Source organism: Bacillus sp. FSL L8-0152, assembly GCF_038006365.1.
GTDB classification, from domain to species: Bacteria; Bacillota; Bacilli; order Bacillales; family Bacillaceae_G; genus Bacillus_A; species Bacillus_A cereus.
Genome location: NZ_JBBOVB010000001.1, coordinates 1,846,195 through 1,867,821, shown reverse-complemented (window position 1 = coordinate 1,867,821; position 21,627 = coordinate 1,846,195). Strand labels below are relative to the sequence as shown.

Here is a 21,627-nt window from a genome sequence, read left to right as displayed (position 1 = left end):
TATCAAAACATATATAATAAGAAAATGAATCCCATTTTCTTTTCTTTATACTATTTTCTATCAGTTAACAAAAATAAAAAACAAGATTACACATCATAACACTATGGTTATGTTGTAATCCCAATATATTATATATCATACAATTGCAATTCCATCAATTAATATGCTGTATTATCAGCTTTATGTTCACATAAATTTCAAAAACAGCCCTTTAATTCACTATGTTTCCCCATGTCATCACACCATAAACTCCCAATTCATTTTACATTATCACACCATCCATTGCATAAAGGCATATAATTTGCATTAAGGAAACTTTCGTGTTCAAATGAAATTATCACATAATATATTTAAATGTATTGAAATAATGAGTAAGAATAAATACAATAATTTCATCAAGTTAACATTTTAAAGGGGAAAACTACTATGAATAAAGATATAACAAAAGATAAACATCTCCCTTCTGAAAGTACAACTGTACAATCAGCTCACTTAGCTTTAAGTGGAGAAACAAAAGGCTGGAAAAGACTGTTACCATTTTTAGGACCCGCTTTTATCGCGTCCGTTGCTTATATTGATCCTGGCAACTTTGCTACAAATATCGCAGCTGGTTCACAATATGGATATTTACTATTATGGGTTATACTCGCTTCTAACTTAATGGCTGTATTAATCCAAACTTTATCGGCTAAATTAGGAATTGCTACAGGAAACAATTTACCCGAAATAGCTCGTGAAAACTTTCCAAAGCCTGTGTCTATCGGCTTATGGATACAAGGTGAACTAGTTATTATGGCTACAGATTTAGCGGAATTTATTGGAGCTGCTTTGGGGCTTTACTTACTATTTGGAATCCCGATGCTACCTGCCGCTTTAATTACAGCAGCTGGATCATTTATTATCCTTGAATTTCAACGTAGAGGATTTCGTCCACTAGAAGCTATTATTACAGGAATGATTTTCATTGTAGTAATTGCTTTTGGGATTCAAGTTTTTTATGCAAAACCAGAATTAAGTCCCCTTCTTTCAGGACTATTTATTCCAAAATTCCAAGGTGTAGACAGTATTTTACTTGCAGCAGGGATTTTAGGTGCGACAGTTATGCCGCATGCAATATACTTGCATTCTGCATTAACACAACGCCGTGTGATCGGAACAACTGACGAACAAAAGAAAAAGATTTTTCGTTTCGAATTTATCGATATTATTATTGCAATGGTTATCGCTGGAGCAATTAATGCGAGTATGTTAATTGTTGCAGCTGCACTATTTTTTAAAAATGGTATGCACGTTGAAGATTTAGATGTTGCTTACACTCAATTTACCAACTTAGTAGGTCCTATATCAGCTGCTTTGTTTGGAATTGGTCTGTTATCAGCCGGTTTATCAAGCTCTTCTGTCGGTACAATGTCAGGCGATATTATTATGCAAGGATTCATTCGCATGCATATTCCGTTATATTTACGCCGATTTATTACAATGATTCCACCACTAGTTATTATCGCTTTAGGTGTAAATCCAACTTACGCTCTAGTTATGAGTCAAGTTGTCTTATCATTCGGTATTGCATTTGCACTTGTACCACTTATTATGTTTACAAGTAATAAAAAGATTATGGGTGCACTCGTTAACCACCGTATAACAACATTTATCGCATGGATAATTGCTGCTCTCGTTATCGTTTTAAATATCTTCTTACTGTATCAAACATTTGTAGGGTAATGAAAAAAGGGTATTCCAATTTTTATTTGGAATACCCTTTTTCAATTCATTATTTGTATTAATCCTATAAACTCTTTTTAAGATAAATTATATAATCTATTTCCAGACAATAATTCCCTTACGCCTTGAATAATCTTTATTTTCAGATTAAATTATATAATAACAAATACATTCTATTTTCATGTGAAAAGGAGCGAAAATATGTTTCCTTTATTAAAAACTGAAAGACTCATTTTAAGAGAACTTACCGAAGAAGATGCACCGCGTATACTACAATGCTTTTCTAATACTAATGTACTGCGCTATTATGGCCAAAAACCGTTACAAGATGTTGATCAAGTGAAACAAATCATTCATAACTTTAAGTTGAGTTACAATGCAAGAAGCGGTATAAAATGGGGGATCGAATTAAAAGACAAGAAAGAACTTATCGGTACCATTGGTTTTCACGATTGGTCTTCTGAGCATAAACGAGCCAATATAAGTTATGCCTTTTTGCCTGAACACTGGGGAAAAGGATATGCGACTGAAGCTGTTTCTGAGGTTATATCATACGGTTTCCATACGATTCATTTAAAGCGGATTGGAGCAATTGTATTTCTTGAAAATGAAGCTTCCAATAAAGTACTATTAAAATTAGGCTTTGAAAAAGAAGGCGTTCTAAAAAATTATATGTATCAAGATGATATCCCATATGATACGAATTTTTACGCTTTATTAAAATCGGTTTAATAGAATTCATGTGTAAAAAACTTGTTTTAGTACACTAGATATAGGTAGTGAATTTTTAATGAAGGATGCTAAGTACTATACATTATAAAACATTAAAAAAGGGCTATGAGTAAACTTTTACTCATGCCCCTTTTTATGTTCTTTTTCTGTTTTCGCAATGCTTTTGGAATATGTACGCAAACGGCTCACTTTCCATTTAATCCCCCGTCATCGCATATGCTCTAGAACGAAATTCCCCACAAACATACCGAAACTCAAAAATACCACACTTCCCCTTATCCTTATCTGGATTACGAAGGTTTTGAAACACAGGGGAGTTTCGATAAATTTCAGCTAGCGATGTTGTTCTAATGTTCCCGGTTTTAATTACCAATACCTTATTTGGATATGTTTCTCAGTATAAAATTAAGAAATTAGGAATTTTTCATTACTCTAAAAACACGCTCTTTAACTGAAGATTATTAAATTAAGTTTTTTAAAATTATATTTTTAAAGGTTTTCAACATCATTGCCTCTTTTCTAAAACCATAAAGAAAGTACTATCTGGTAGCGCAACCGCATTCCCAGACTCATCTGTAAACTCGATTTTCTCGCTAAGATGGTTTGTATATCCATCCTGCAAATAGTTCATAGCTTGAACGATGTTTACTTTATCTCCAAAGATACTCTTTACAAAATCCTTATAATCGTTTGGCGTAAAGATTCCAAACTGCTCCTGCACTTCATGAACGAAGGAGTCCTCGCCCCAAGTATACGTATATAAGAACTCCATTGCATCGTTAACAGGCATTTTGACTGTATTTTCTGCAATTACTTCATACTGGATTGTACGCCCCTTAAATTCATGGGCATACTGCTCTAAGAACTTCATTCCATCTGCATCTTTAAAACGAATCAACCGCATTAACTTTTTATCTTCGGTCATGATGCCATCACGAATGATAATACGACCTCCTCGCTTTAACACCTTATAGGCACTCTGCAGCCCCTTTTTAATAACTTCATGATTGAATTTCTTACCTTCATACTCGATATAAGAGAACAGCTCATGAAGGATAGAAGAATATACAATCGTATCAACCGATTCTTGTTCAAACGAGCTGCTTAAGTTGATTGCATCTCCTTTAATGACGTCCCAAGAACGCCCTTCGTTCTGCTTCTTCTTTTTCAACGTATCAATCACGTTTTCAGAAATATCGATACCGTAGATTCGTTTATTCTCGGTCTCTTCTTCAATCATGTCTAGCATGACACCACCACCAGCTCCGACATCTACAATCGTATCTCCCTTTATATAATCAAGAATAATTCGTTTATCATCAGCCGAGCTATTCATATGCTCCAAATACACTTCTTCGTTATGGAATCTATCATATGCATCCTTTCGTAACCCGAAGAAATCAAACAGCAGCACATTTGCCCGAGCATGCATCATATCTATCTTTTCTGCCTCTACACAGAAGGTAATTAACGCCTCACCTACAGCAGAAAACTGAAACGACACATACGCAGTCTTCATATCTTCATCGACTTTAACCTTAAAAGAAACATGCGTTGTATTCGGTTTCTCGTTCTCACGGTACTCCCGTAGATACTTCTCAATAACCCGCTTACGATACACGTTGTCCTTTTTTTCGCCTTTAAAATCATAATGCAGCTGTTGCATCAATTTCTCGAAATGTATATGCTGAACTTTTCTAGTGCCTATCTCATTCTTTAACATAACAAAAACTGTCCAAATATCCTCAAAGCTAAGAGCATGCATAGACGGTTCTACATACCATAAATCCTTATCAAATAAGAATGTTTGAACGTCACTCTTCTCGCTCCCCATAATTATATCTTTTTCAAATGCTGACTCCTTATGTTTTGGCGTGAGTCTATGTATGTGAGAAGTAAATGGTTCCATATAACCATCAAACAAACCATCAATTGTAATCTTCACATCGTTCTTCACTTCACTCCACAAAGCTTTTGATACGCCCTCAATAATGCATTGGTTAAGATAGTATAGAATCTCCTTTAACCTAACGTCTCCGTATTCTTCTTTATATGTGTTAATTAAATCAATATGGGAGTCCAAACGAGCCTCTCCGCGGATATACTGCCCGATTAATCCATGTGTTCTAATTAAATCTCGAATAAACAAATATTCAATAGCGTTTAAGTTTGTCTCTACACGTTCAATAAACTGAATGTCACTAAAGATATCAGCAGAACCCTCATTATGTACCAATAGATTAATCCCTTTTTTCTTCCATTGCTCCCGCTGTTTTAAAGATCCTACCTTTGCAAGTTCACTATACGTTAGTACCTTTTCAATAATATGATACGCTTCTTCAGCTAAAGGCAATCCATCTAGCACTTGCAGCGTACGGTGTACATAGTACAACACTGCATCTGTTTTTAATGCACCAAGTGCTTGTACATTCTCATAGTTTTGATGTATCTCTTCTGCCTCAATTAGATGTTTTAACCACGTAGGGATTGCAACAGAAATCCCTTCAATGTATGTATTTAGAACTTCAATGCTTTTCAACTTATTTCCCTCCATATATAATCAATATCTGTAGTAAAGTCTGGGACACCTTCTCCAAAAAGAGCATCACCTTATGTCCCTCCCCCTAAATACTACTACTTGCTTTTTACCATCTACATCTCTTTCGAATAAAAATGCATCAAACCCAGTCTTTTTATCATGTAAAAGAGAGATATCAATTTCGTTACTAACATGCCAAGGTTGTAACATATTCTTTTGTTCATCTCTTATTTTAACTTCATTTGTTTTAACAGAATCAACTGAAAATGGAAAAGGCAAGCGGGTGCACTCCACTTGCCATTTTTTCATAGCTTAGTATGTATTTGAATTTCTTTTGCTTTCTCTTTTTCACCCTTCACGCGTACAATTAAATCATATGATCCGGATTTTGGAGCTTCAAAAGAAAGCAAACCTTCTTTTTGAGAAGTGATTTCTTCTTCATAAATAACCTTATCATCTTTTGTAACTTGTAATAAAATTGTACCTTCTTCAACAGCTGCTTCATAAGGGATTTCCACATTTCCTTTTTCAGCTTTAAGCGTTTGTACATCGTAATACCCTTGCAGAGAACCAATTTTCAAAGTCGTTTCGCCATTTTTTTGAACCTTTGTAACTTGTGTTGCTGTATTGCACGCACTTAACAATACAACAAGAGTGAGAATCATAAATAAACGTAATGATTTCATAGAAATTCCCCTTTTTTTATGTATATGAGAATTAAAATCCATTCTTTAACTATTTCAAAAACACCAACACCTAAAAAGAATCACTGCTTTTCTTCAATTTCTTTTTTAAATAATTTTTGAAACTCTAATTCTGTTTCATTAATAAAACCAAGATGTAACACACTAGAAATATCTTCATGATTCAAGAAGAAATTGTACTCTGAAGAAATATTACCATGAGGGAAATAACAACATACATAATCCCATGTTGTTTTTGTTTCAGAATCCATTTGTCTTCTTCCATAAACCATTAATGGATGTTCCCAATCTTTAAACATTACAACAGAACCTATTGGAAGTAATTCTAACTCTAAATTTTGTCCCATCTTATTTCCCACCTCTTAAAATAGCTTTTTTTACAATAAAATACATAATAGAGAATAGTAAACAAGCTCCAATTGTACCGAAAGTTGCAATTGAAATTTTCCCTGCTAATGATTCATTTGGATCTAATGCATTAGGTAAAACTGTCCCAAAAATTGCAATGCAAGCTAATATAACCATAAAATATTTTAAAATTTTCACTTTCTTATTCATACTAATTTTCCCCTTTATTCTTTAATAGCAAATTCTCCACCAAATCCCCATAAACCTACACCAGGACCAAATGGTACATGGAATTTCACTCCACTTTTTCCAGCTTCTAAAGATCCCCCGACTGTCCCAAGTGACGCCGATCCTCCAATTTGTAATTTTTTATCAGAAAATGGAAGTGGGATTTTTATAGCACTCTCATATTTTACCAGAGTAGCTTCAGCTCCTATATGTAAATTCCCATTTTCTACATGAGCACCTAACTCTGCAGTAGCAAGTGCTACTTTAGCTTCAGCTCCCACATTAGATCCTTTAATATTCTCTAGTTCTATTCCAGCTTGAGCTACCGTAAAACCAGCCATTGGTCCAAAAGTTTGTTCCCTCTTGTTTTTATCTTTCACATCAAATTTATCATAAGTACGAGAACTTACAAATGGCTCAGCTTCAACTGTAAGCCCCTTAATAAATAGACCACCAGTTCCCTTTTCATCTACAAGTGATTTTTCATATTTTTCACCATTAATTACATAACCAATTCCTTTTACAACTACTCCAGCTCCCGCTTCAACTGCTGACTTTGAATTCATCAAAAGTGAATCATTTTTAGAGTTTTTAGACGAGTATTCCATATCAGCTTTTTCAAATTTCTCTGCTATACGAAGTAATTCATCTTCTATTTGCTTTATAATATTAAGAAAAGATTCATGTGCTTTATTCATTCTAGGTAGATCATTATAAAAACTTAAACTGGAAGCACCAACCCATCTCATTTGAAGCTTTAATAATTCCCCTTGAATTTTAAAATGACGATCTGATTCTATATTACTAGCATATTTAAAATTCTTTGCAATTCTTCTCAATTCTTCCGGTCTAACTTGTATATTCCCCATGGATATCCCCCTATCCCAATAACGCATTCAAAAAATTTCATCACACAAATTTTTAATCCTAATCATTAAAAACCCTACTTTTTCTTACTTTAATTGTTTCTAAAATGTAGAAAAGAATCCCTAAACCAAATATCTTTTCAGCATTAGAAATATTATTACCTAATTTAATAATAGGTACATTTAATCCGAATCTTTCGCTCCATTCCAAAGGCATATATCCTCTTTTACAGTTTATTAATATCCGGTTATCCATTGTCCGAAAAGAAGTTTCGAAAAAATCAAATTCAACTTCTACTTCACAAATTTTCATCTCTTTTTCATTCATTAAAGAACCACGTACCATTCCAAATCCTTGTATCATATTTTCTTTAAACATCCCTACACAATTATAATTTGAGTCATAAATAGCCCAATCATAGTTTTCAACTTCACTATGAAAATATGCAAGAATTTCCCCATCCTTTGCTTCCAATCCAACAACTTGCTTGTTTTTTAAAAAAGGTAATTTTGAAGAAATTATATCAGTTGGAACTATAGTTGTTCCTACTATATAGGCGCCATCGGGAGTATATAAACCGTAATGTTTATTATTTTGAGGTAATTCTAGTAAAACATAAGTATCAATATCCCAAAACTTCAAATCATTTTTAGCTATATTCTCTTTTAATAAATTCCCTTTTCTTAATTGCCAAAATCCAATTCCCCCAAAAACAAACGAAGCTATAACCATAAATATTATTTCTCCCCAATTAACATCACTCCAACTATTATACAGACAATATAATCCAAAGAGAAAAATCCCTGTCCCAATTAAACACTTAAACCGTCCCCTTTTTTTATAATACTCAAATAATTCCACACAAACACCTCTATCAAATCATCTTAATACCCCAAATTACCTTTTAAGTATACCAAGGACAAAATATATAATCTAATATTTTTTTTATATAATTAAAAACAAACATAGTTACAGAAAAAGAATGTTTGTATGCTGATCTGTACTACATTTCCTTATTCCTTGTATGCTATATTTCTATTCTTCTTTTTACTTAAACAAACTGCTCAATCTTATTTGTTGCAACTTCTTATGAATGTGTACCTACAATTTTGCATTTATCTTCTTTATATGCAGGGAACACCACCAAAGGATTTCCCTGCCCCCTGTAAAAAAACCTTACTTTTAAAAAGTAAGGTTTTTTGTATTTATTCATTAGCAATATAAGCATTCTTATAAGTATAAATACCACCAAATTGATGCTTTTCAATTCCTTTTACATAATCCTTTTGTACATATGCTGAGCCAATATGATAAAGCGGCGCCACCGCAGCATCTTCTAATAATACCTGCTCGGCTTCTCGCAACGCTTCCCATCGTTTTTCCGTATCTAGTACAAAATCCGTTTTCGCTTTCTTTATTAATTCATCGTAACGAACATTAGAATAATTCATTTTATTATTCGGATTCCCTGTCGTAAATAACTCTAAATAACTAATTGGGTCTTTATAGTCAGGTCCCCAATTTGCCATAGTTATATCGTAATCACCTATTTGTTCTAACTGTAATTTTTGCTTAAATGGCTGTGGTTTAATTTGTATCGTTAACCCTTGCAAATTCTTCTCTAAATCACCTTTTATATATTCTGCCATACGTATTGCATTATCTTGTTCAAACGTTAAGAACTCTAGGTTTACTTGTTCTACCCCAAGCTCTTTTTTCGCTTCTTCCCAAAGTTTTTTCGCATTTTGCAAATCATATGAGGAAATATCTCCATTTTCTTTTCTAAAATCTTTACCAGTCACTTCATTTACATGACCAACTGGTACAAGTCCACTTGCAGGTTTTGCTCCGTTATTAATAAAGTGAGCAACGAAATCATCTTTATTTAACGCTAATGAAATAGATTGACGCACCTTTTTATTTGCTAACGCGTTATTTTTTTCATTAAAACGAAGCATAGCAATTCCAGGATCACTCGACATATGTAATTCCTTATTCCCTTTATACTTGTCTACAACTTGCGAATTAATAGGTACTCGATCCAAATCTCCGGCTTCATATAAATTTACAGCTGTCATTGTATCCTTTAGGATATGAAAGTTTATTTCATCTAATTTCACTTTCTTTCGATCCCAATATGTAGTATTTTTCTTTAATTGAAACTCTTGTTCATGCTTCCATTTTTCTAATACAAATGGACCGTTATATATGAGATTACTAGGTTCCAATGCATAATTGTTTCCTTGTTCTTTCAAAAATGATTCATGCTGTGGTAAGTATATAGGTAGTGCTAACAACTGTAAAAAATACGGAACTGGCTGTTCGAGTTCAACTTCTAACGTATAATTATTTATCGCTTTAACCCCAAGTGCATCAAGAGGCATTGTTCCCTTATTGATCTCTTTCGCATTTTTTACATAAAAGAGCATGGACGCATATTGAGAGGCTGTTTCAGGGTTAATTGCACGTTTCCAAGCAAATATAAAATCATTTGCTGTTACATTATCCCCATTTGACCATTTTGCATCTTTACGCAAGTCAAATGTATATTTCTTACCATCTTCACTTCTTTTAAACGATTTTGCTATGGCTGGAGTAGGCTGATCTTGATCGTTTAATACATATAACCCTTCAAATATATTCTGCATAATGTGTGCTGATGTACCATCTGTTGTTTTCACAGTGTCCAGAGAAGGAATTTCTTCTGATACTGTTACATTTAACACTTGTTTTTTAACCTCTGTGTCACTTTTATCCGCTTTATTATTACAAGCTGTTAATAATAAAGATGTAACAAGTGCCATTACCATTAAATGACTCTTTTTTCGCTTCATGAGTTGTTCTCCTTAAATATAAAATATTATAAAGCGTAATATATTATAGCAGAAATACTAACAGAAAGACGCGACATTCTTTTGAATATTTATTCGTTCAAGAAAAAAACTATCCTTTTAAAAGGATATGGATTACCTTGGAATCTTTTCAATTTTTAACGAAAAAAACATATAAACTAATAGGAGCTCAACTTTTCATCAATAAAATCGAATTTAATTGTCGCTTCAATACATACTTTCTATTTTATAGCATCTAAATACCAAAATACCAAATTAACATTTACGGATATTTTACGAAACTTTCGGAAATTAAGACGAATATTCTGGACTTATCGTTCCGGAATATTTATACTAAGTTACATGAATGGAGGTGTTATAAATTGGGTAGAAGTATTAGTTTTAACAAAGAACACGCTTTAAATAAAGCTATGCATTTATTCTGGGAAAAAGGTTATGATGCTACATATATATCAGATCTTATTGAAACGATGGGTATAAGTCGATCTACTCTCTACGATAGCTTTGGAGATAAGGATGCACTATTTAAACTAGTTTTGGAACATTATAAAAATTATGGCTCTCAAAAGAGAAATTTACTTTTTAGTGGTATAAACACAAAAGCATCACTTAAATCCTTTTTTTATCAACATATTGAAAAATGTTATTCAGGTGAAATTCCAAAAGGTTGTATGATAACTAATTCTTCACTGCTTATTGGACAAATTGACCCTGCCATAGAAGAAATACTCATAAATGATTTTAATGAACTTGAAAAAGTATTTAAGCAAGTTATCGAAGAAGGAAAAAAGAAAGGAGAAATTTCACAAGAGGTTGATACTGAATTAGTTGCATATTCTTTATTAAGTTTAAATCATAGTTTGAATGTAATGTCTAAATATAAAAAAGAGAAAAATTCAGCCTATCATCTAGTAGATAAGACTATTGCAGACCTATAGTCTTTCTTTTTTAATGATTTCGGAATGAACGTTCCAAAAAGAAAGGAATGATAAAATTGACTAAAAAGACAAATTTTCTAATATTTATTTTAGCAATTAGTTGTGGTTCACTTGCTGCAAATATTTATTATGCACAACCAATTGTACAATTCATTGCAAAAGATCTGAACATTTCTTCTGATTTATCTGGATTGCTCACTACTTTGACACAAATTGGGTATGGATTGGGGTTATTTTTTATCGTACCGATGGCTGATTTATTGAAAAGTAAGAAAATAATAGGAATTCTTATCGGGTTAACTATTTTTTCATTAATTGGTACGCTAATTTCGACAAACGGAATTATTTTTTTACTATTAACAACTATAATTGGCATTGGGGCCTGTGCAGCTCAAATGTTAGTTCCACTAACAATGAGAATCGTGCCAATTGAAGAGGCAGGTAAATATGTGGGTAAAGTGATGAGTGGTTTATTGATTGGGATTATGATTGCTCGCCCATTATCTATCGGAATAACAGAGTGGTTTAGCTGGAGAATGGTATTTCTTTTTTCATTAATAACCCTAGTTACCGTATTACTGTTAATTCTAAAATTTTTACCCAACTATGAAGTTATCTCAACTAGTAACATGACATATCCAAATTTAATAACTTCTATGGTAAAGCTACTAATAAATACTTCTCCTTTACAACAAAGAGCTTTTTATCACTCATGTTTATTTGCTGCATTTAGCCTTTATTGGACAGCTATTCCAATTTTATTAAGATCAGAGCCATTACATTTTTCAAATAATGAAATTGCATTATTTGGCTTTGTTGCAATTGCTGGAGCTTTATTAACTCCTACTATTGGTAAAATAGCAGATAAAGGTTATATTTTTACAATGACTAATGTATCATTGGCACTCGTACTATTATCGATCGTACTATTATTCTTTGTTCAAGATCATTCACTATTTAGCATAATTTTAATTCTTATCTCAGGTATCTGCATTGATATTGGTGTAGCAGGAAATTTATTATTAGGTCAAAAAATTATCTTTGGTTTGAATCCCGAGATAAGAAACAGACTTAATGGATTATATATGACTATTTTCTTTTTGGGAGGAGCCTTTGGTTCATGGATTGGAAGTTATACTTACTATAAATTTAATAGTGAAGTAACTTTACTCATTGGAGCTGCTTTACCTTTAATCGCCTTAATAGTTCATTTAATACACAATAATACAATAAGTTTATTAAAAACCAAAAATAAATACATGTCCTAACTATCAATGTACTCTAAAACTAGCGTCAACATCTAATTTTTTGGGTAGTGTTAGCATTATCACTTCTGTTGCAAAGTTTTAAAAAATATAGTGAGGTTTACAAATTAGAAATAGGCTGTGGAGAAGATTCTCTCCACAGCCTAAAAAAGTTATCTTTGTAAACCTCGTTTATAACGACTTGCTTCAAATATAATACGCTCTTCATCTAACGTTTTACATTCACCATTCCAAACGACACGTTTTCCGTTAATAATTACATCGCTTATATCTTTACCACTCGCAGCATATACAAGGTGTGATAACACTTCATCCGCTGGTTGTAGATGCGGCTTATTAGACGGGTCAATCGTAATAAAATCAGCACACTTACCAGCTTCTAGTGACCCTGTTTGTTTCATCCCAATGACTTCCGCAGCTCCTTTTGTCGCAAGAGAAAGAGCTGTTTCAACTGGTAATGCTGTTGCATCTTGGTGTATACCTTTTTGCAATAAAGTTGCTATACGCAGTTCTTCAAACATGTCTAAATTATTGTTAGACGCAACACTATCTGTTGCAATTCCTACTTTTATTCCTGCTTCTAGCATCGCTTTTACATTCGCTATACCAGAACCTAGTTTTAAATTACTATTCGGATTATGAGCTACTCGAACATCATGTTCTGCTAAAAATGCACGCTCATCGTCATTTAATACTACACCGTGTGCAATAACTGTTGGGCGTTTAAACAATCCGCAGCTCGCTGCATATTCTACTGGACGTTTTCCATATTGTGCTTCAATATCACGTACTTCACGCTCTGTTTCAGAAAGATGGATATGAACCATCGTTTGATTCTCTACTGCAATCCGTGCGCACTCTTCTAACAATTCTGTACTACATGTATATGGACTATGTGGTGCAACCATCGTAGTTAACATGCCACTTTCTTTATAATAACGCTTCACATATTTCTCAGCTTCTTCAATTGCTTTCTTTTCATCGTCTTTCGTTCCGAAGCTAAATAAAGTCCTTGAAACAGCAGCTCGCATCCCGCTCCTTGATACCGTTTCCATAATTGCGTCTTGATCTACTCCAATTGGATTAAACATGTCAGAGAATGATGTTGTACCACTTTTCACCATCTCAAGTAATCCTAATTCCGTACTAGCGACCGCAAGCTCTGGAGTAAATTGACTTTCCAGTGGCCAAATTCTCGTCTCAAGCCATGGCTGTAATAACATATCATCTCCAATACCTCTTAGGAGACTCATTACAACGTGTGTATGTGTATTTACAAGCCCTGGTAAAACCCACTTTCCTTTCATGTCAATTACTTCATCTACTTCAAAATCATTTGCAAATTCTCCGCTCTTTACATCTATAATTTGATCATTTTCTACAATGATATATCCATTTTCTATCACTTCGTTTTGTTCATTCATCGTTACAATTGTAGCGTTTACATAAGTTGTTTTCAAAAGTATTTCCCCTTTCAACTCTATGAAGTTCCCTTTAATAAGTTACCACCATTATAGTAACTTATTAAAGATTAAGAGTCAAAAGATAATTTTAATTCTTTCGTTATTTTTCCCTTCAAAATGCTATATTGTTTTTCATTTGTATCTGCAAATGCTTCTTCCCGATTTGACTTTTCATCCATATAATTCAATTTCCCATTGAATTGAGTCTCTGTAAAATCAAATCTCTGCCCATCTATAAAGTTATAAAAGTGCCATACCTCTCTTACTTTTGTCTTTTTAATTTCTCCTCCGTATATGTCTTGAACGACAAGAGCTGTAACACCACATTGTCCCTTTGCTGGGTTTTCAATTGTCCACTTTGAACTCGTTTCAATCGACCACGATTTTATTAGTGCTTCATATATTCTTTTTTCCTTTACATCATCCATTCTAATCTTCCCCTACTATTAATAGTTTTACACATCATATTTCAAAAGAGGCAGTACACGCCCCTTAAAGACAGTTGATGGTGTCTCTCCTATTAACTGTGCTCCCATTTTCAAGTAATATCCTTTTGCATTCGGATCACTATCAATTGTAAAACTTTTTAATCCTAGTTCATTGGCTTTTTCTATTACATACTCCCAAAGTATTTTCCCGTAACCTTTTCCTTTGTAATGAGGATGAATGTACAAGAAATCGAGAGCTTTATCATTACGTAAAAATGAGAAAAAACCAATCTTCGCATTATCGTTTACTAAAACATATACAAAATTATTTTTTATGTACTCTTCCGTAATTGTTAAATCTTCCTTACAAGCAAGTATGAATTCTTCACTATAATTCCACGTTGCTTTTGAATGTAGTGCGAGTTCACTTAATTCATTTGCTTCACTTAATAATGCTTCTCTTATCTTCATGATTCTTTTTCCTCACTTTCAATATGTACACTACTAAATTGATTCGGAAAGCACTTCAAAAAAACCTTTAATTTCCATAAATTAGAAATTAATTTTATAAATCTTTATTATAATCAGTACGATTTTCAACAATTTTTTTAAAGAAAAAGAACGCCATCCCTAAAACTTGGCGTTCTCTTTTTCTAAAATTTAATCTTCAAGCTCACTCATTCGTTTTACTATTTCGTACGATACAAACCTATACAGTTTCTACTACCGCTTCAAGCATTGTTCCATTTTTAGCATAGTTCGTATGCCAAGAAAAAGCTTTTTCTAAAATATGAGGAGTTTGTCCACCTCTTATTTTTGCTTCTTCGTAATAAGCTCGTAGCTGTTCACGATACATTGGATGTGCGCAATTCTCAATAATAAGTTCCACTCTTTCTCTTGGCGCAAGTCCCCTTAAGTCGGCATACCCCTGTTCAGTGACGATAACATCTACATCATGTTCAGTATGGTCTACATGAGAAACGAAAGGAACGATACTTGAAATGTTACCACCTTTCGCAATCGATTTAGTAACAAAGATAGCTAGGCGGGCATTTCTTGCAAAATCGCCAGACCCACCAATACCATTCATCATTTTTGTACCTAAAACGTGAGTAGAGTTAACATTTCCGTATATATCTAATTCTAATGCAGTATTAATTGAGATTAATCCAAGGCGACGAATAATTTCAGGATGATTGGAAATCTCTTGTGGACGCATCATTAATTTGTCACGATATTTTTCAAAGTTAGAAAATACTTGTTGCATTTTCTCTTCAGAAAGCGTGATAGAACAACAAGAAGCAAAATTGACTTTTCCAGCATCCATAAGATCAAAAACTGCATCTTGTAAAACCTCGGAATATACTTCTAAATCTTCAAATTCTGAATCTAACATTCCATGCAATACGGCGTTAGCCACTGAACCAATTCCTGATTGTAACGGCGCTAAACGATTTGTTAATCGGCCTACTTTGACTTCTTCTCGAAGGAATTCTATTAAATGCTGTGCCATAATAACAGTTTCTTCATCCGGAGGAACAATTGTCGATGGCGAATCCAATTGATTCGTAAACACAATTCCCTTTACTTTTTCAGGATCAATTGGAATACCGATTGTTCCAATTCGGTCATCTGTTTTCACAAGCGGAATTGGAAGCCTCTCCCCTTGTTTACCTGGTTCATATAGATCATGTAGCCCCTCTAATTGCGCGGATTGAGCCATATTCATTTCAATAATAATAGACTTAGCATTTAAGGAAAACGCTAAGGAATTTCCAATTGAAGTGGTTGGAATAATCATTCCGTCCTCTGTAATCGCAACCGCTTCCAAAATGGCGAAATCTATATCCAGAACGTCAGCACGGAGTAACTCTGCTGTATGAGACAAGTGTTGATCCACAAATAAAAAGTCTCCGTTATTAATTCCTTTTCGCATAGTCGCGTCAGCTTGGAAAGGTAATCTTTTCCCTAAAATTCCTGCCTCAGCAAATAATTTGTCTACATCCGATCCTAAAGAAGCCCCAGTATAAACATTTACTTTAAAAGATTCATCATTCTTAACTCGGTTTACAAGCGCAAATGGGACTGCTTTTACATCACCTGCACGTGTAAACCCACTTAAGCCTAAAGTCATTCCACTTTGAATCCAGGAAGCTGCTTCTTCAGGTGTAACTACCCGATCTTTTAGACGTTGATCTCTGATTCTATCTAAATTGTTCTCCATATGTAACCCCTCTCTCATTGAATATTCATAATTATTTTACACATTAACACTATCAAAATAGGGATTTTAGTATACAATGCCGAAAATTCAGACAGAACAGCAAATCTAGGTTCTAAAGCAGAAAAATTTAGAATCCTAGAAGTTTACGGAAATAACTAGCGTATGATTGACTAACTGGTACTCTCTCACCATTATCCATTGAAAGTACAAAAGTAGAATGGGTATCAGGATAAATCGCTTTAATATGATTAACATTTACAATAAACGAACGGTGACATCTAATAAATGAATCTTTCGGAAGCAAGTATTCGAATTCTTGCAGAGAGTATTTATGTGTTCCTGATAACTCTTCTGAATTCACATACGTCTTTTTATCTTTAGCCTCTAAATACATAACCTTTGAAAAAGGAACCGGAATCCAGCCGTCTGTTGTTTTTAAAGTAACAACTGACTTTCCATCCGTTAAAGCTGGATAAATTGCCGTTACGCACCCTTCAAGCTTTCCATTGTTTGAAAATGGTACAGCCATTCCATGATAAGGAATACCAAAAACATCCCGATTAATAAACTCAGAGGTTTTTTGATTCATCACCATCGCTTTATGAGCAATCGTTCCTTCCTTTATAGGATCCCCGACACTAATCTTTAAATCAATTCGTTTACTTGGCCGATAGTAAATATATTCTTTCGTATTCGAAACAGCAATTGAAATTTCATCTGAAAATAATTCCCCAACAACATCTAGTAATAAACCTAACGTTCTATCTTCCATTCTATTAACACCTCATTCACTATTATACTACTATTATGAACAGGCATCTGTTGCTTTATAAAAAGTTTGATTTTAAGTTACTTTTAAAATTAGTTTTATTCACTATTACTTCGTTACTACAAAAAACCTCACTTCAGAAAAGTGAGGTTTCCTCTCATACAATATTTCTTTATTTTTTGAACGACTATAGAATAAAATTTATTTTTTATTAAGTAAAGTGAATTTAAGAATTTATTGCCCCTATTTCTGTATAATAAATAATCCCAAACTACAAACAGTTTGGGATTATCTTTCTCATTTATTATGCGCATCTAACCACGAAATTAAATCTTTAAATACTTCATCCTTATTTACTTCATGAAACATTTCATGTCTACCATTTTCATATAAACGTAGTGTCACGTCTTTCACACCACATTTTTTATAGTTTTCATATACTTCTTTTACACCTTTCCCCATATCGCCAACAGGATCACGATCACCAGAGAATATATGTATTGGAAGATTCTTTGGCGTCTTCTTGTATTCTTCTAGTTTATTTACTTCTAATACTCCAGAAAATAATTCTCGGTAAAAACTCGTCGTACAAATGAAACCACATAACGGATCCGCAATATATTTATCAACTTGATTATTATCTGAAGATAACCAATCAAATTTTGTACGATTTGGCTTAAAGTTCGAATTGAAGTTTCCAAAAGATAAAAAGTTTAACATTGGACTTTTCGTTTTTGCCCCGCGCAATTTCATTTCGATTGTTGCTACTTTATGACCAATAGCTCCTAAAAGCCCTGGATTTCCACCTGTTCCTGAAATTAGAAATCCATCATATAGTTCACCCCTAAGTTGTACAGCACGTCTTGATAAAAAAGAACCCATACTATGTCCAAGTAAAAACAAAGGACTTGACTGTTCTTCTTTTATCCTTTCTGAAACAAAGATAACATCCGATACAACTTGATTCCACCCTATATTTGGTTCAAAATGACCATAATCTTCTTCTTTTTTTACTGTTTTCCCATGTCCTTTATGATCATGCGCATAAACACCATAACCTGCTTCCAATAAAGCATCTACAAATTCTGTATACACCCCTGCATGCTCTGTCATGCCATGTGCAATCTGAATAATTCCTCTCGGATCTCCTTCTGGTAACCATTTACGCAAATAAATTTCCGATTCATCCAATGCCGTAACGAAACTTTCCTGTACATTCATTTCGTCAGCCCCCAAATTTATTATGTATACCTTTAAGAAAAATGAATATCCATTCACTTTTCTTATTTTATATTATATGTAATTGCTTTCATTATGACAAATGATGTATTTTTCAGACTTGCTTTCAAACTAATCTCTTGACGAACCAGAAATAAAATTATATAGTTACTTACATAAAGTAATTATATAATTTTTAGGAGGTTTCTACTATTATGATGCCATCACTATTTTTAGCACATGGTTCGCCTATGCTCGCTATTCAAGATACAGACTATACACGATTTTTAAAAACACTTGGAGAAACATATAAACCGAAAGCAATTGTTATTTTCACTGCTCATTGGGAAACTGAAGTATTAACGATTTCCTCATCAGATAACGAATATGAAACAATTTATGATTTTGGAGGTTTCCCCCCTGAGTTATACGAAATCAAATATCGTGCGAAAGGCTCTTCTAGCATTGCATCTATGTTAGAAACAAAATTTAGAAACAAAGGTATTCCAGTCCATCATAATATGACCAGAGGTTTAGATCATGGTTCATGGACACTCCTGCACCGCATGTATCCAGAAGCAAATATTCCTGTCGTGCAAATATCAGTAAATCCATTCCTTTCTGCAAAAGAACAATTTGAAATTGGAGAAGCACTTAAAGGACTCGGACAAGAAGATATTTTAGTAATCGGTAGTGGCGTTACCGTTCATAATTTACGAGCACTGAAATGGAATCAAACTACACCTGAAAAATGGGCAATTGAATTTGATGATTGGATTATTAAACATATGCAGAATAACGATAAAGATGCATTGTTTAATTGGGAGAATAATGCTCCTCATGCACAATTAGCCGTACCAAGAGCAGAGCATTTTGTTCCTTTGTTTATTGCAATGGGAAGTGGCGAGAATAGCGGTGAAGTCATTCACCGTAGTTATGAGCTTGGTACATTAAGTTATCTCTGTCTTCGATTTTAAAGAAAAAGGATGAAGCACATGTTGCTTCATCCTTTTTCTTTTTCATTCACTTAGTTAACTAACTTCCAAACGTTGTTTCTCTGATACTTCTTCGTTCTTATTATGAAAATAAACCCAAATACACGCAATAAATAATAGTGATGATGTAGAGAGGAAAACATATTGGAAGCCTGCATGCGCTGCAATTTGTCCCCCGAGCACTGGCCCAATCATATTTCCTAAAAACTGAAACGACTGATTATATCCAAATATTCGTCCCGTAACATGGGTTGGTGTATGTTGTTTTAGTAGAGTTTGTACGGAAGGCAATAATCCTGCTTGTGCGATACCTAATAAAAATCGAAGAATTAATAGTTGCCAAGCTGAGGTTACAAATGCTTGCGGGATAAAAATAATTCCTGCTGCAAATAACGCTACAACTAACGTTTTTTGAGGACCGATATGATCTGATAATCTTCCTAGTCTTGGTGCTGCCAAAATAACTGCTAATCCTGTCGCTGACATAACTGCACCCGCAATTGTTTCAATATGTGCAGTATGAGGACCTACTAAATTTTTCACGTACAATGTAACAATTGGTTGAACTGACATATTAGCAAGTTGAATAATAAATGTTGTTACAAATAAACTAATAATTAAATGCTTCGCTGGGACCATCGTCCATACTTTTTTCGGCTGTGTTTTTTTTGCTTGAGCAGAGTGATTTTCTTCATGCAGAAAGAAAAAAACGATGAGAAAGGAAAGGAATAAAAAAGCTCCTGTAACAAGAAAGACATGACGCATTCCAATTAACTCAGACAAATAACCTCCAAGTAACGGGCCAAGTAACGAACCGCTCACACCACCAGTTGAAATTGTGGAAATCGCCCAACCTGAATGTTCTTTCGGAGTTTCTGCTGCAATAAATGTCATCGCTGTTGAAAGGAAACCAGATACTGCTCCCATTAAAAATCTTAGTGCGACTAGTTGATACACATCCGTTACAAATCCCATAAGCGTCATAATAATCGCCATACCAAGGCTAGCACGAATAAGCATCAATTTCCGTCCATGTATATCACCAAGCTTCCCCCATATTGGTGATACGATCGCACCCATTAAAAATGTTACACCAAATGCAAGTCCCGACCACTGTGCAATGCTTGAAGTGCCAGTTACTCCTAATTCCTCAATATAAAAAGATAAGAAAGGAATTACTAAACTCATACCGGCTGCAGTGGTAAAACAACCTAGCCAACAAATCATTAAATTCCGTTTCCAGCTGGCCATTTTCACACCTTCTTTCTTTAGATACCCATTCTACACCCTTTCTTGTAAAAAGTTTAGTAATTTGCTTTATATGTAAGATTTACTACAAAACCCGCTATTTTCTAGTGAAAATCACTACAATCCCTCATTTTTTTCATAATAAAACCAACTCCCACTAAATGAAGTTGGTTAATAATCCATTAAACCGTAACCATAAATAATTGAAACAATTACACCCACTACCAATATACCTGGAAGTAAATTTGCCACCTTGATTTTAATAATACTAAGCAAGTTCAATCCAATAGCAGATATCATAATGCCGCCCGTAGCCGTCATCTCCACTATAAATTGGTTCATTAATTCTTTCGGGACAAAACTATTAATTTGTGTTGCAAAAACTGCAATACCACCTTCATATAAAACAACTGGAATCGCCGAAAATACTACGCCAATTCCTAGAGTTGTCGTTAATATAATAGAAATAAATCCATCGATAATCGCCTTTGTAAATAAAACATCATGATTTCCGCGAATCCCACTGTCAAGTGCACCAAGTATCCCCATCGCGCCAATTGCAAAAATTAAAGTAGCTGTTACAAAACCTTCTGATATGCTACCTTTCCCTTTCGATCCAACTTTATTTTCTAGCCAATCCCCTAAATGTTTTAACTTTTCTTCTAATTGTAACCATTCTCCAATTACCGTACCAATCACTAAACTCAGTATGACAACAAGAAAGTTTTCACTTTTTAATGCCATTTGAACCCCAAGCACAGTAACCGCTAAACCGATTGCGTGCATTATCGTCCCTTTCATACTTTCTGGAATCCTACTAAATAATTTACCAAGTAAAGTACCAAATATAATACAAATCCCATTTACAACTGCTCCTAATATAACCATTTCTCATTCTTCACCCTTCGAATTCTTTATTTCTATATTTTGGTTTATACATTGATTTACAGGTTATCTATATGTTAACTTAATATTGAGAATATTAACAAATGTTTTCCACTACATAACCCGCTATTTTTTGTAACTTTAATTACCTTTAATAGATTCAGTGTTAATTTAATTGCGGGATAATATTAAAAGGGAAGGT

General features: G+C 33.7%; 21 protein-coding genes and 1 pseudogene. 5 read left to right on the top strand and 17 right to left on the bottom strand.

Annotated features, from left to right (window positions below; all coding sequences use genetic code 11):
* The first annotated feature begins 426 nt into the window (after window positions 1-426).
* Both MHH27_RS09560 and MHH27_RS09555 read left to right on the top strand, forming a co-directional pair.
* Window positions 427-1,722 (top strand): Nramp family divalent metal transporter, encoded by a 1,296-nt coding sequence (locus MHH27_RS09560; RefSeq protein WP_340942347.1) that lies wholly within the window; start codon window positions 427-429, stop codon window positions 1,720-1,722.
* 201 nt (window positions 1,723-1,923) lie between these two features.
* On the top strand, window positions 1,924-2,454 hold the full coding sequence (locus tag MHH27_RS09555; protein ID WP_000484225.1) for a GNAT family N-acetyltransferase: 531 nt from the start codon (window positions 1,924-1,926) through the stop codon (window positions 2,452-2,454).
* A gap of 92 nt (window positions 2,455-2,546) precedes the next feature.
* Here MHH27_RS09555 and MHH27_RS09550 read toward each other — a convergent pair.
* The 9 genes and pseudogenes from MHH27_RS09550 to MHH27_RS09510 form a co-directional block, all read right to left on the bottom strand.
* Window positions 2,547-2,842: pseudogene (locus MHH27_RS09550) on the bottom strand (hypothetical protein); the annotation flags it as partial.
* A gap of 117 nt (window positions 2,843-2,959) precedes the next feature.
* Window positions 2,960-4,993, bottom strand: coding sequence for a class I SAM-dependent methyltransferase (locus tag MHH27_RS09545; RefSeq protein ID WP_445687667.1), 2,034 nt, complete (start codon window positions 4,991-4,993; stop codon window positions 2,960-2,962).
* Between the two features lie 66 nt (window positions 4,994-5,059).
* Window positions 5,060-5,302 carry a hypothetical protein gene (locus MHH27_RS09540; RefSeq protein ID WP_141505434.1) on the bottom strand — a complete coding sequence of 81 codons (243 nt, stop codon included), beginning with the start codon at window positions 5,300-5,302 and terminating at the stop codon, window positions 5,060-5,062.
* Entirely contained in the window at window positions 5,299-5,679 is a 381-nt protein-coding gene (locus MHH27_RS09535; RefSeq protein ID WP_000838921.1) for a BA_1872 family lipoprotein, read from the bottom strand. The genes MHH27_RS09540 and MHH27_RS09535 overlap by 4 nt, the downstream gene beginning before the upstream one ends.
* An 80-nt stretch (window positions 5,680-5,759) precedes the next feature.
* Window positions 5,760-6,044 (bottom strand): DUF4176 domain-containing protein, encoded by a 285-nt coding sequence (locus tag MHH27_RS09530; protein WP_000531359.1) that lies wholly within the window; start codon window positions 6,042-6,044, stop codon window positions 5,760-5,762.
* Window position 6,045: 1 nt separating this feature from the next.
* Window positions 6,046-6,255, bottom strand: coding sequence for a hypothetical protein (locus tag MHH27_RS09525; RefSeq protein ID WP_001036914.1), 210 nt, complete (start codon window positions 6,253-6,255; stop codon window positions 6,046-6,048).
* Window positions 6,256-6,269: 14 nt separating this feature from the next.
* Window positions 6,270-7,142, bottom strand: coding sequence for a WXG100 family type VII secretion target (locus tag MHH27_RS09520; RefSeq protein ID WP_023521673.1), 873 nt, complete (start codon window positions 7,140-7,142; stop codon window positions 6,270-6,272).
* Window positions 7,143-7,200: 58 nt separating this feature from the next.
* The gene (locus MHH27_RS09515; protein WP_139213205.1) at window positions 7,201-8,001 is read right to left on the bottom strand and encodes an ABC transporter ATP-binding protein; all 801 of its coding nucleotides are present in this window, start codon (window positions 7,999-8,001) and stop codon (window positions 7,201-7,203) included.
* Window positions 8,002-8,345: 344 nt separating this feature from the next.
* Window positions 8,346-9,974 (bottom strand): peptide ABC transporter substrate-binding protein, encoded by a 1,629-nt coding sequence (locus MHH27_RS09510; protein WP_340942339.1) that lies wholly within the window; start codon window positions 9,972-9,974, stop codon window positions 8,346-8,348.
* Window positions 9,975-10,354: 380 nt separating this feature from the next.
* On the opposite strand from MHH27_RS09510, the gene MHH27_RS09505 reads away from it, so the two are divergent.
* Window positions 10,355-10,930, top strand: a complete 576-nt coding sequence (locus tag MHH27_RS09505) for a TetR/AcrR family transcriptional regulator (protein WP_000533752.1) — start codon at window positions 10,355-10,357, stop codon at window positions 10,928-10,930.
* 47 nt (window positions 10,931-10,977) lie between these two features.
* Complete coding sequence (locus tag MHH27_RS09500; protein ID WP_340942336.1) at window positions 10,978-12,198, top strand: MFS transporter; 1,221 nt, start codon at window positions 10,978-10,980, stop codon at window positions 12,196-12,198.
* A 149-nt stretch (window positions 12,199-12,347) separates the two neighbouring features.
* Here the strand turns inward: MHH27_RS09500 and MHH27_RS09495 are convergent, their stop codons facing one another.
* The 6 genes from MHH27_RS09495 to MHH27_RS09470 form a co-directional block, all read right to left on the bottom strand.
* Entirely contained in the window at window positions 12,348-13,673 is a 1,326-nt protein-coding gene (locus tag MHH27_RS09495; protein WP_141541720.1) for a bifunctional S-methyl-5'-thioadenosine deaminase/S-adenosylhomocysteine deaminase, read from the bottom strand.
* A gap of 53 nt (window positions 13,674-13,726) precedes the next feature.
* Complete coding sequence (locus tag MHH27_RS09490) at window positions 13,727-14,086, bottom strand: YunG family protein (RefSeq protein WP_000342909.1); 360 nt, start codon at window positions 14,084-14,086, stop codon at window positions 13,727-13,729.
* A 27-nt stretch (window positions 14,087-14,113) separates the two neighbouring features.
* Window positions 14,114-14,557 carry a GNAT family N-acetyltransferase gene (locus MHH27_RS09485; RefSeq protein WP_000701899.1) on the bottom strand — a complete coding sequence of 148 codons (444 nt, stop codon included), beginning with the start codon at window positions 14,555-14,557 and terminating at the stop codon, window positions 14,114-14,116.
* Window positions 14,558-14,795: 238 nt separating this feature from the next.
* Window positions 14,796-16,310 (bottom strand): acetyl-CoA hydrolase/transferase family protein, encoded by a 1,515-nt coding sequence (locus MHH27_RS09480; RefSeq protein WP_000429812.1) that lies wholly within the window; start codon window positions 16,308-16,310, stop codon window positions 14,796-14,798.
* 127 nt (window positions 16,311-16,437) lie between these two features.
* Complete coding sequence (locus MHH27_RS09475; RefSeq protein ID WP_000390209.1) at window positions 16,438-17,082, bottom strand: LytTR family DNA-binding domain-containing protein; 645 nt, start codon at window positions 17,080-17,082, stop codon at window positions 16,438-16,440.
* Between the two features lie 294 nt (window positions 17,083-17,376).
* A complete protein-coding gene (locus tag MHH27_RS09470; RefSeq protein WP_065228626.1) occupies window positions 17,377-18,300 on the bottom strand; it encodes an alpha/beta fold hydrolase in 924 nt (307 codons plus the stop codon).
* A 212-nt stretch (window positions 18,301-18,512) separates the two neighbouring features.
* On the opposite strand from MHH27_RS09470, the gene MHH27_RS09465 reads away from it, so the two are divergent.
* Window positions 18,513-19,274 carry a DODA-type extradiol aromatic ring-opening family dioxygenase gene (locus MHH27_RS09465; RefSeq protein ID WP_016513025.1) on the top strand — a complete coding sequence of 254 codons (762 nt, stop codon included), beginning with the start codon at window positions 18,513-18,515 and terminating at the stop codon, window positions 19,272-19,274.
* A gap of 54 nt (window positions 19,275-19,328) precedes the next feature.
* On the opposite strand, the gene MHH27_RS09460 is transcribed toward MHH27_RS09465, so the two are convergent.
* Both MHH27_RS09460 and MHH27_RS09455 read right to left on the bottom strand, forming a co-directional pair.
* Window positions 19,329-20,543: a multidrug efflux MFS transporter gene (locus MHH27_RS09460; RefSeq protein WP_000179302.1), complete on the bottom strand. Its 1,215-nt coding sequence runs from the start codon at window positions 20,541-20,543 to the stop codon at window positions 19,329-19,331.
* 168 nt (window positions 20,544-20,711) lie between these two features.
* On the bottom strand, window positions 20,712-21,428 hold the full coding sequence (locus MHH27_RS09455; RefSeq protein WP_098235562.1) for a DUF554 domain-containing protein: 717 nt from the start codon (window positions 21,426-21,428) through the stop codon (window positions 20,712-20,714).
* Between the last annotated feature and the right edge of the window lie 199 nt (window positions 21,429-21,627).

Excerpts from the sequence above, each read along its gene's own strand:
- MHH27_RS09525 (WP_001036914.1), bottom strand. The coding sequence starts at position 6,255 with ATGAATAAGAAAGTGAAAATTTTAAAATATTTTATGGTTATATTAGCT.
- MHH27_RS09465 (WP_016513025.1), top strand. The coding sequence starts at position 18,513 with ATGATGCCATCACTATTTTTAGCACATGGTTCGCCTATGCTCGCTATT.
- MHH27_RS09555 (WP_000484225.1), top strand. The coding sequence starts at position 1,924 with ATGTTTCCTTTATTAAAAACTGAAAGACTCATTTTAAGAGAACTTACC.
- MHH27_RS09490 (WP_000342909.1), bottom strand. The coding sequence starts at position 14,086 with ATGGATGATGTAAAGGAAAAAAGAATATATGAAGCACTAATAAAATCG.
- MHH27_RS09475 (WP_000390209.1), bottom strand. The coding sequence starts at position 17,082 with ATGGAAGATAGAACGTTAGGTTTATTACTAGATGTTGTTGGGGAATTA.
- MHH27_RS09560 (WP_340942347.1), top strand. The coding sequence starts at position 427 with ATGAATAAAGATATAACAAAAGATAAACATCTCCCTTCTGAAAGTACA.
- MHH27_RS09455 (WP_098235562.1), bottom strand. The coding sequence starts at position 21,428 with ATGGTTATATTAGGAGCAGTTGTAAATGGGATTTGTATTATATTTGGT.
- MHH27_RS09535 (WP_000838921.1), bottom strand. The coding sequence starts at position 5,679 with ATGAAATCATTACGTTTATTTATGATTCTCACTCTTGTTGTATTGTTA.
- MHH27_RS09520 (WP_023521673.1), bottom strand. The coding sequence starts at position 7,142 with ATGGGGAATATACAAGTTAGACCGGAAGAATTGAGAAGAATTGCAAAG.
- MHH27_RS09500 (WP_340942336.1), top strand. The coding sequence starts at position 10,978 with ATGATAAAATTGACTAAAAAGACAAATTTTCTAATATTTATTTTAGCA.
- MHH27_RS09510 (WP_340942339.1), bottom strand. The coding sequence starts at position 9,974 with ATGAAGCGAAAAAAGAGTCATTTAATGGTAATGGCACTTGTTACATCT.
- MHH27_RS09530 (WP_000531359.1), bottom strand. The coding sequence starts at position 6,044 with ATGGGACAAAATTTAGAGTTAGAATTACTTCCAATAGGTTCTGTTGTA.
- MHH27_RS09470 (WP_065228626.1), bottom strand. The coding sequence starts at position 18,300 with ATGAATGTACAGGAAAGTTTCGTTACGGCATTGGATGAATCGGAAATT.
- MHH27_RS09480 (WP_000429812.1), bottom strand. The coding sequence starts at position 16,310 with ATGGAGAACAATTTAGATAGAATCAGAGATCAACGTCTAAAAGATCGG.
- MHH27_RS09460 (WP_000179302.1), bottom strand. The coding sequence starts at position 20,543 with ATGGCCAGCTGGAAACGGAATTTAATGATTTGTTGGCTAGGTTGTTTT.
- MHH27_RS09485 (WP_000701899.1), bottom strand. The coding sequence starts at position 14,557 with ATGAAGATAAGAGAAGCATTATTAAGTGAAGCAAATGAATTAAGTGAA.
- MHH27_RS09540 (WP_141505434.1), bottom strand. The coding sequence starts at position 5,302 with ATGAAAAAATGGCAAGTGGAGTGCACCCGCTTGCCTTTTCCATTTTCA.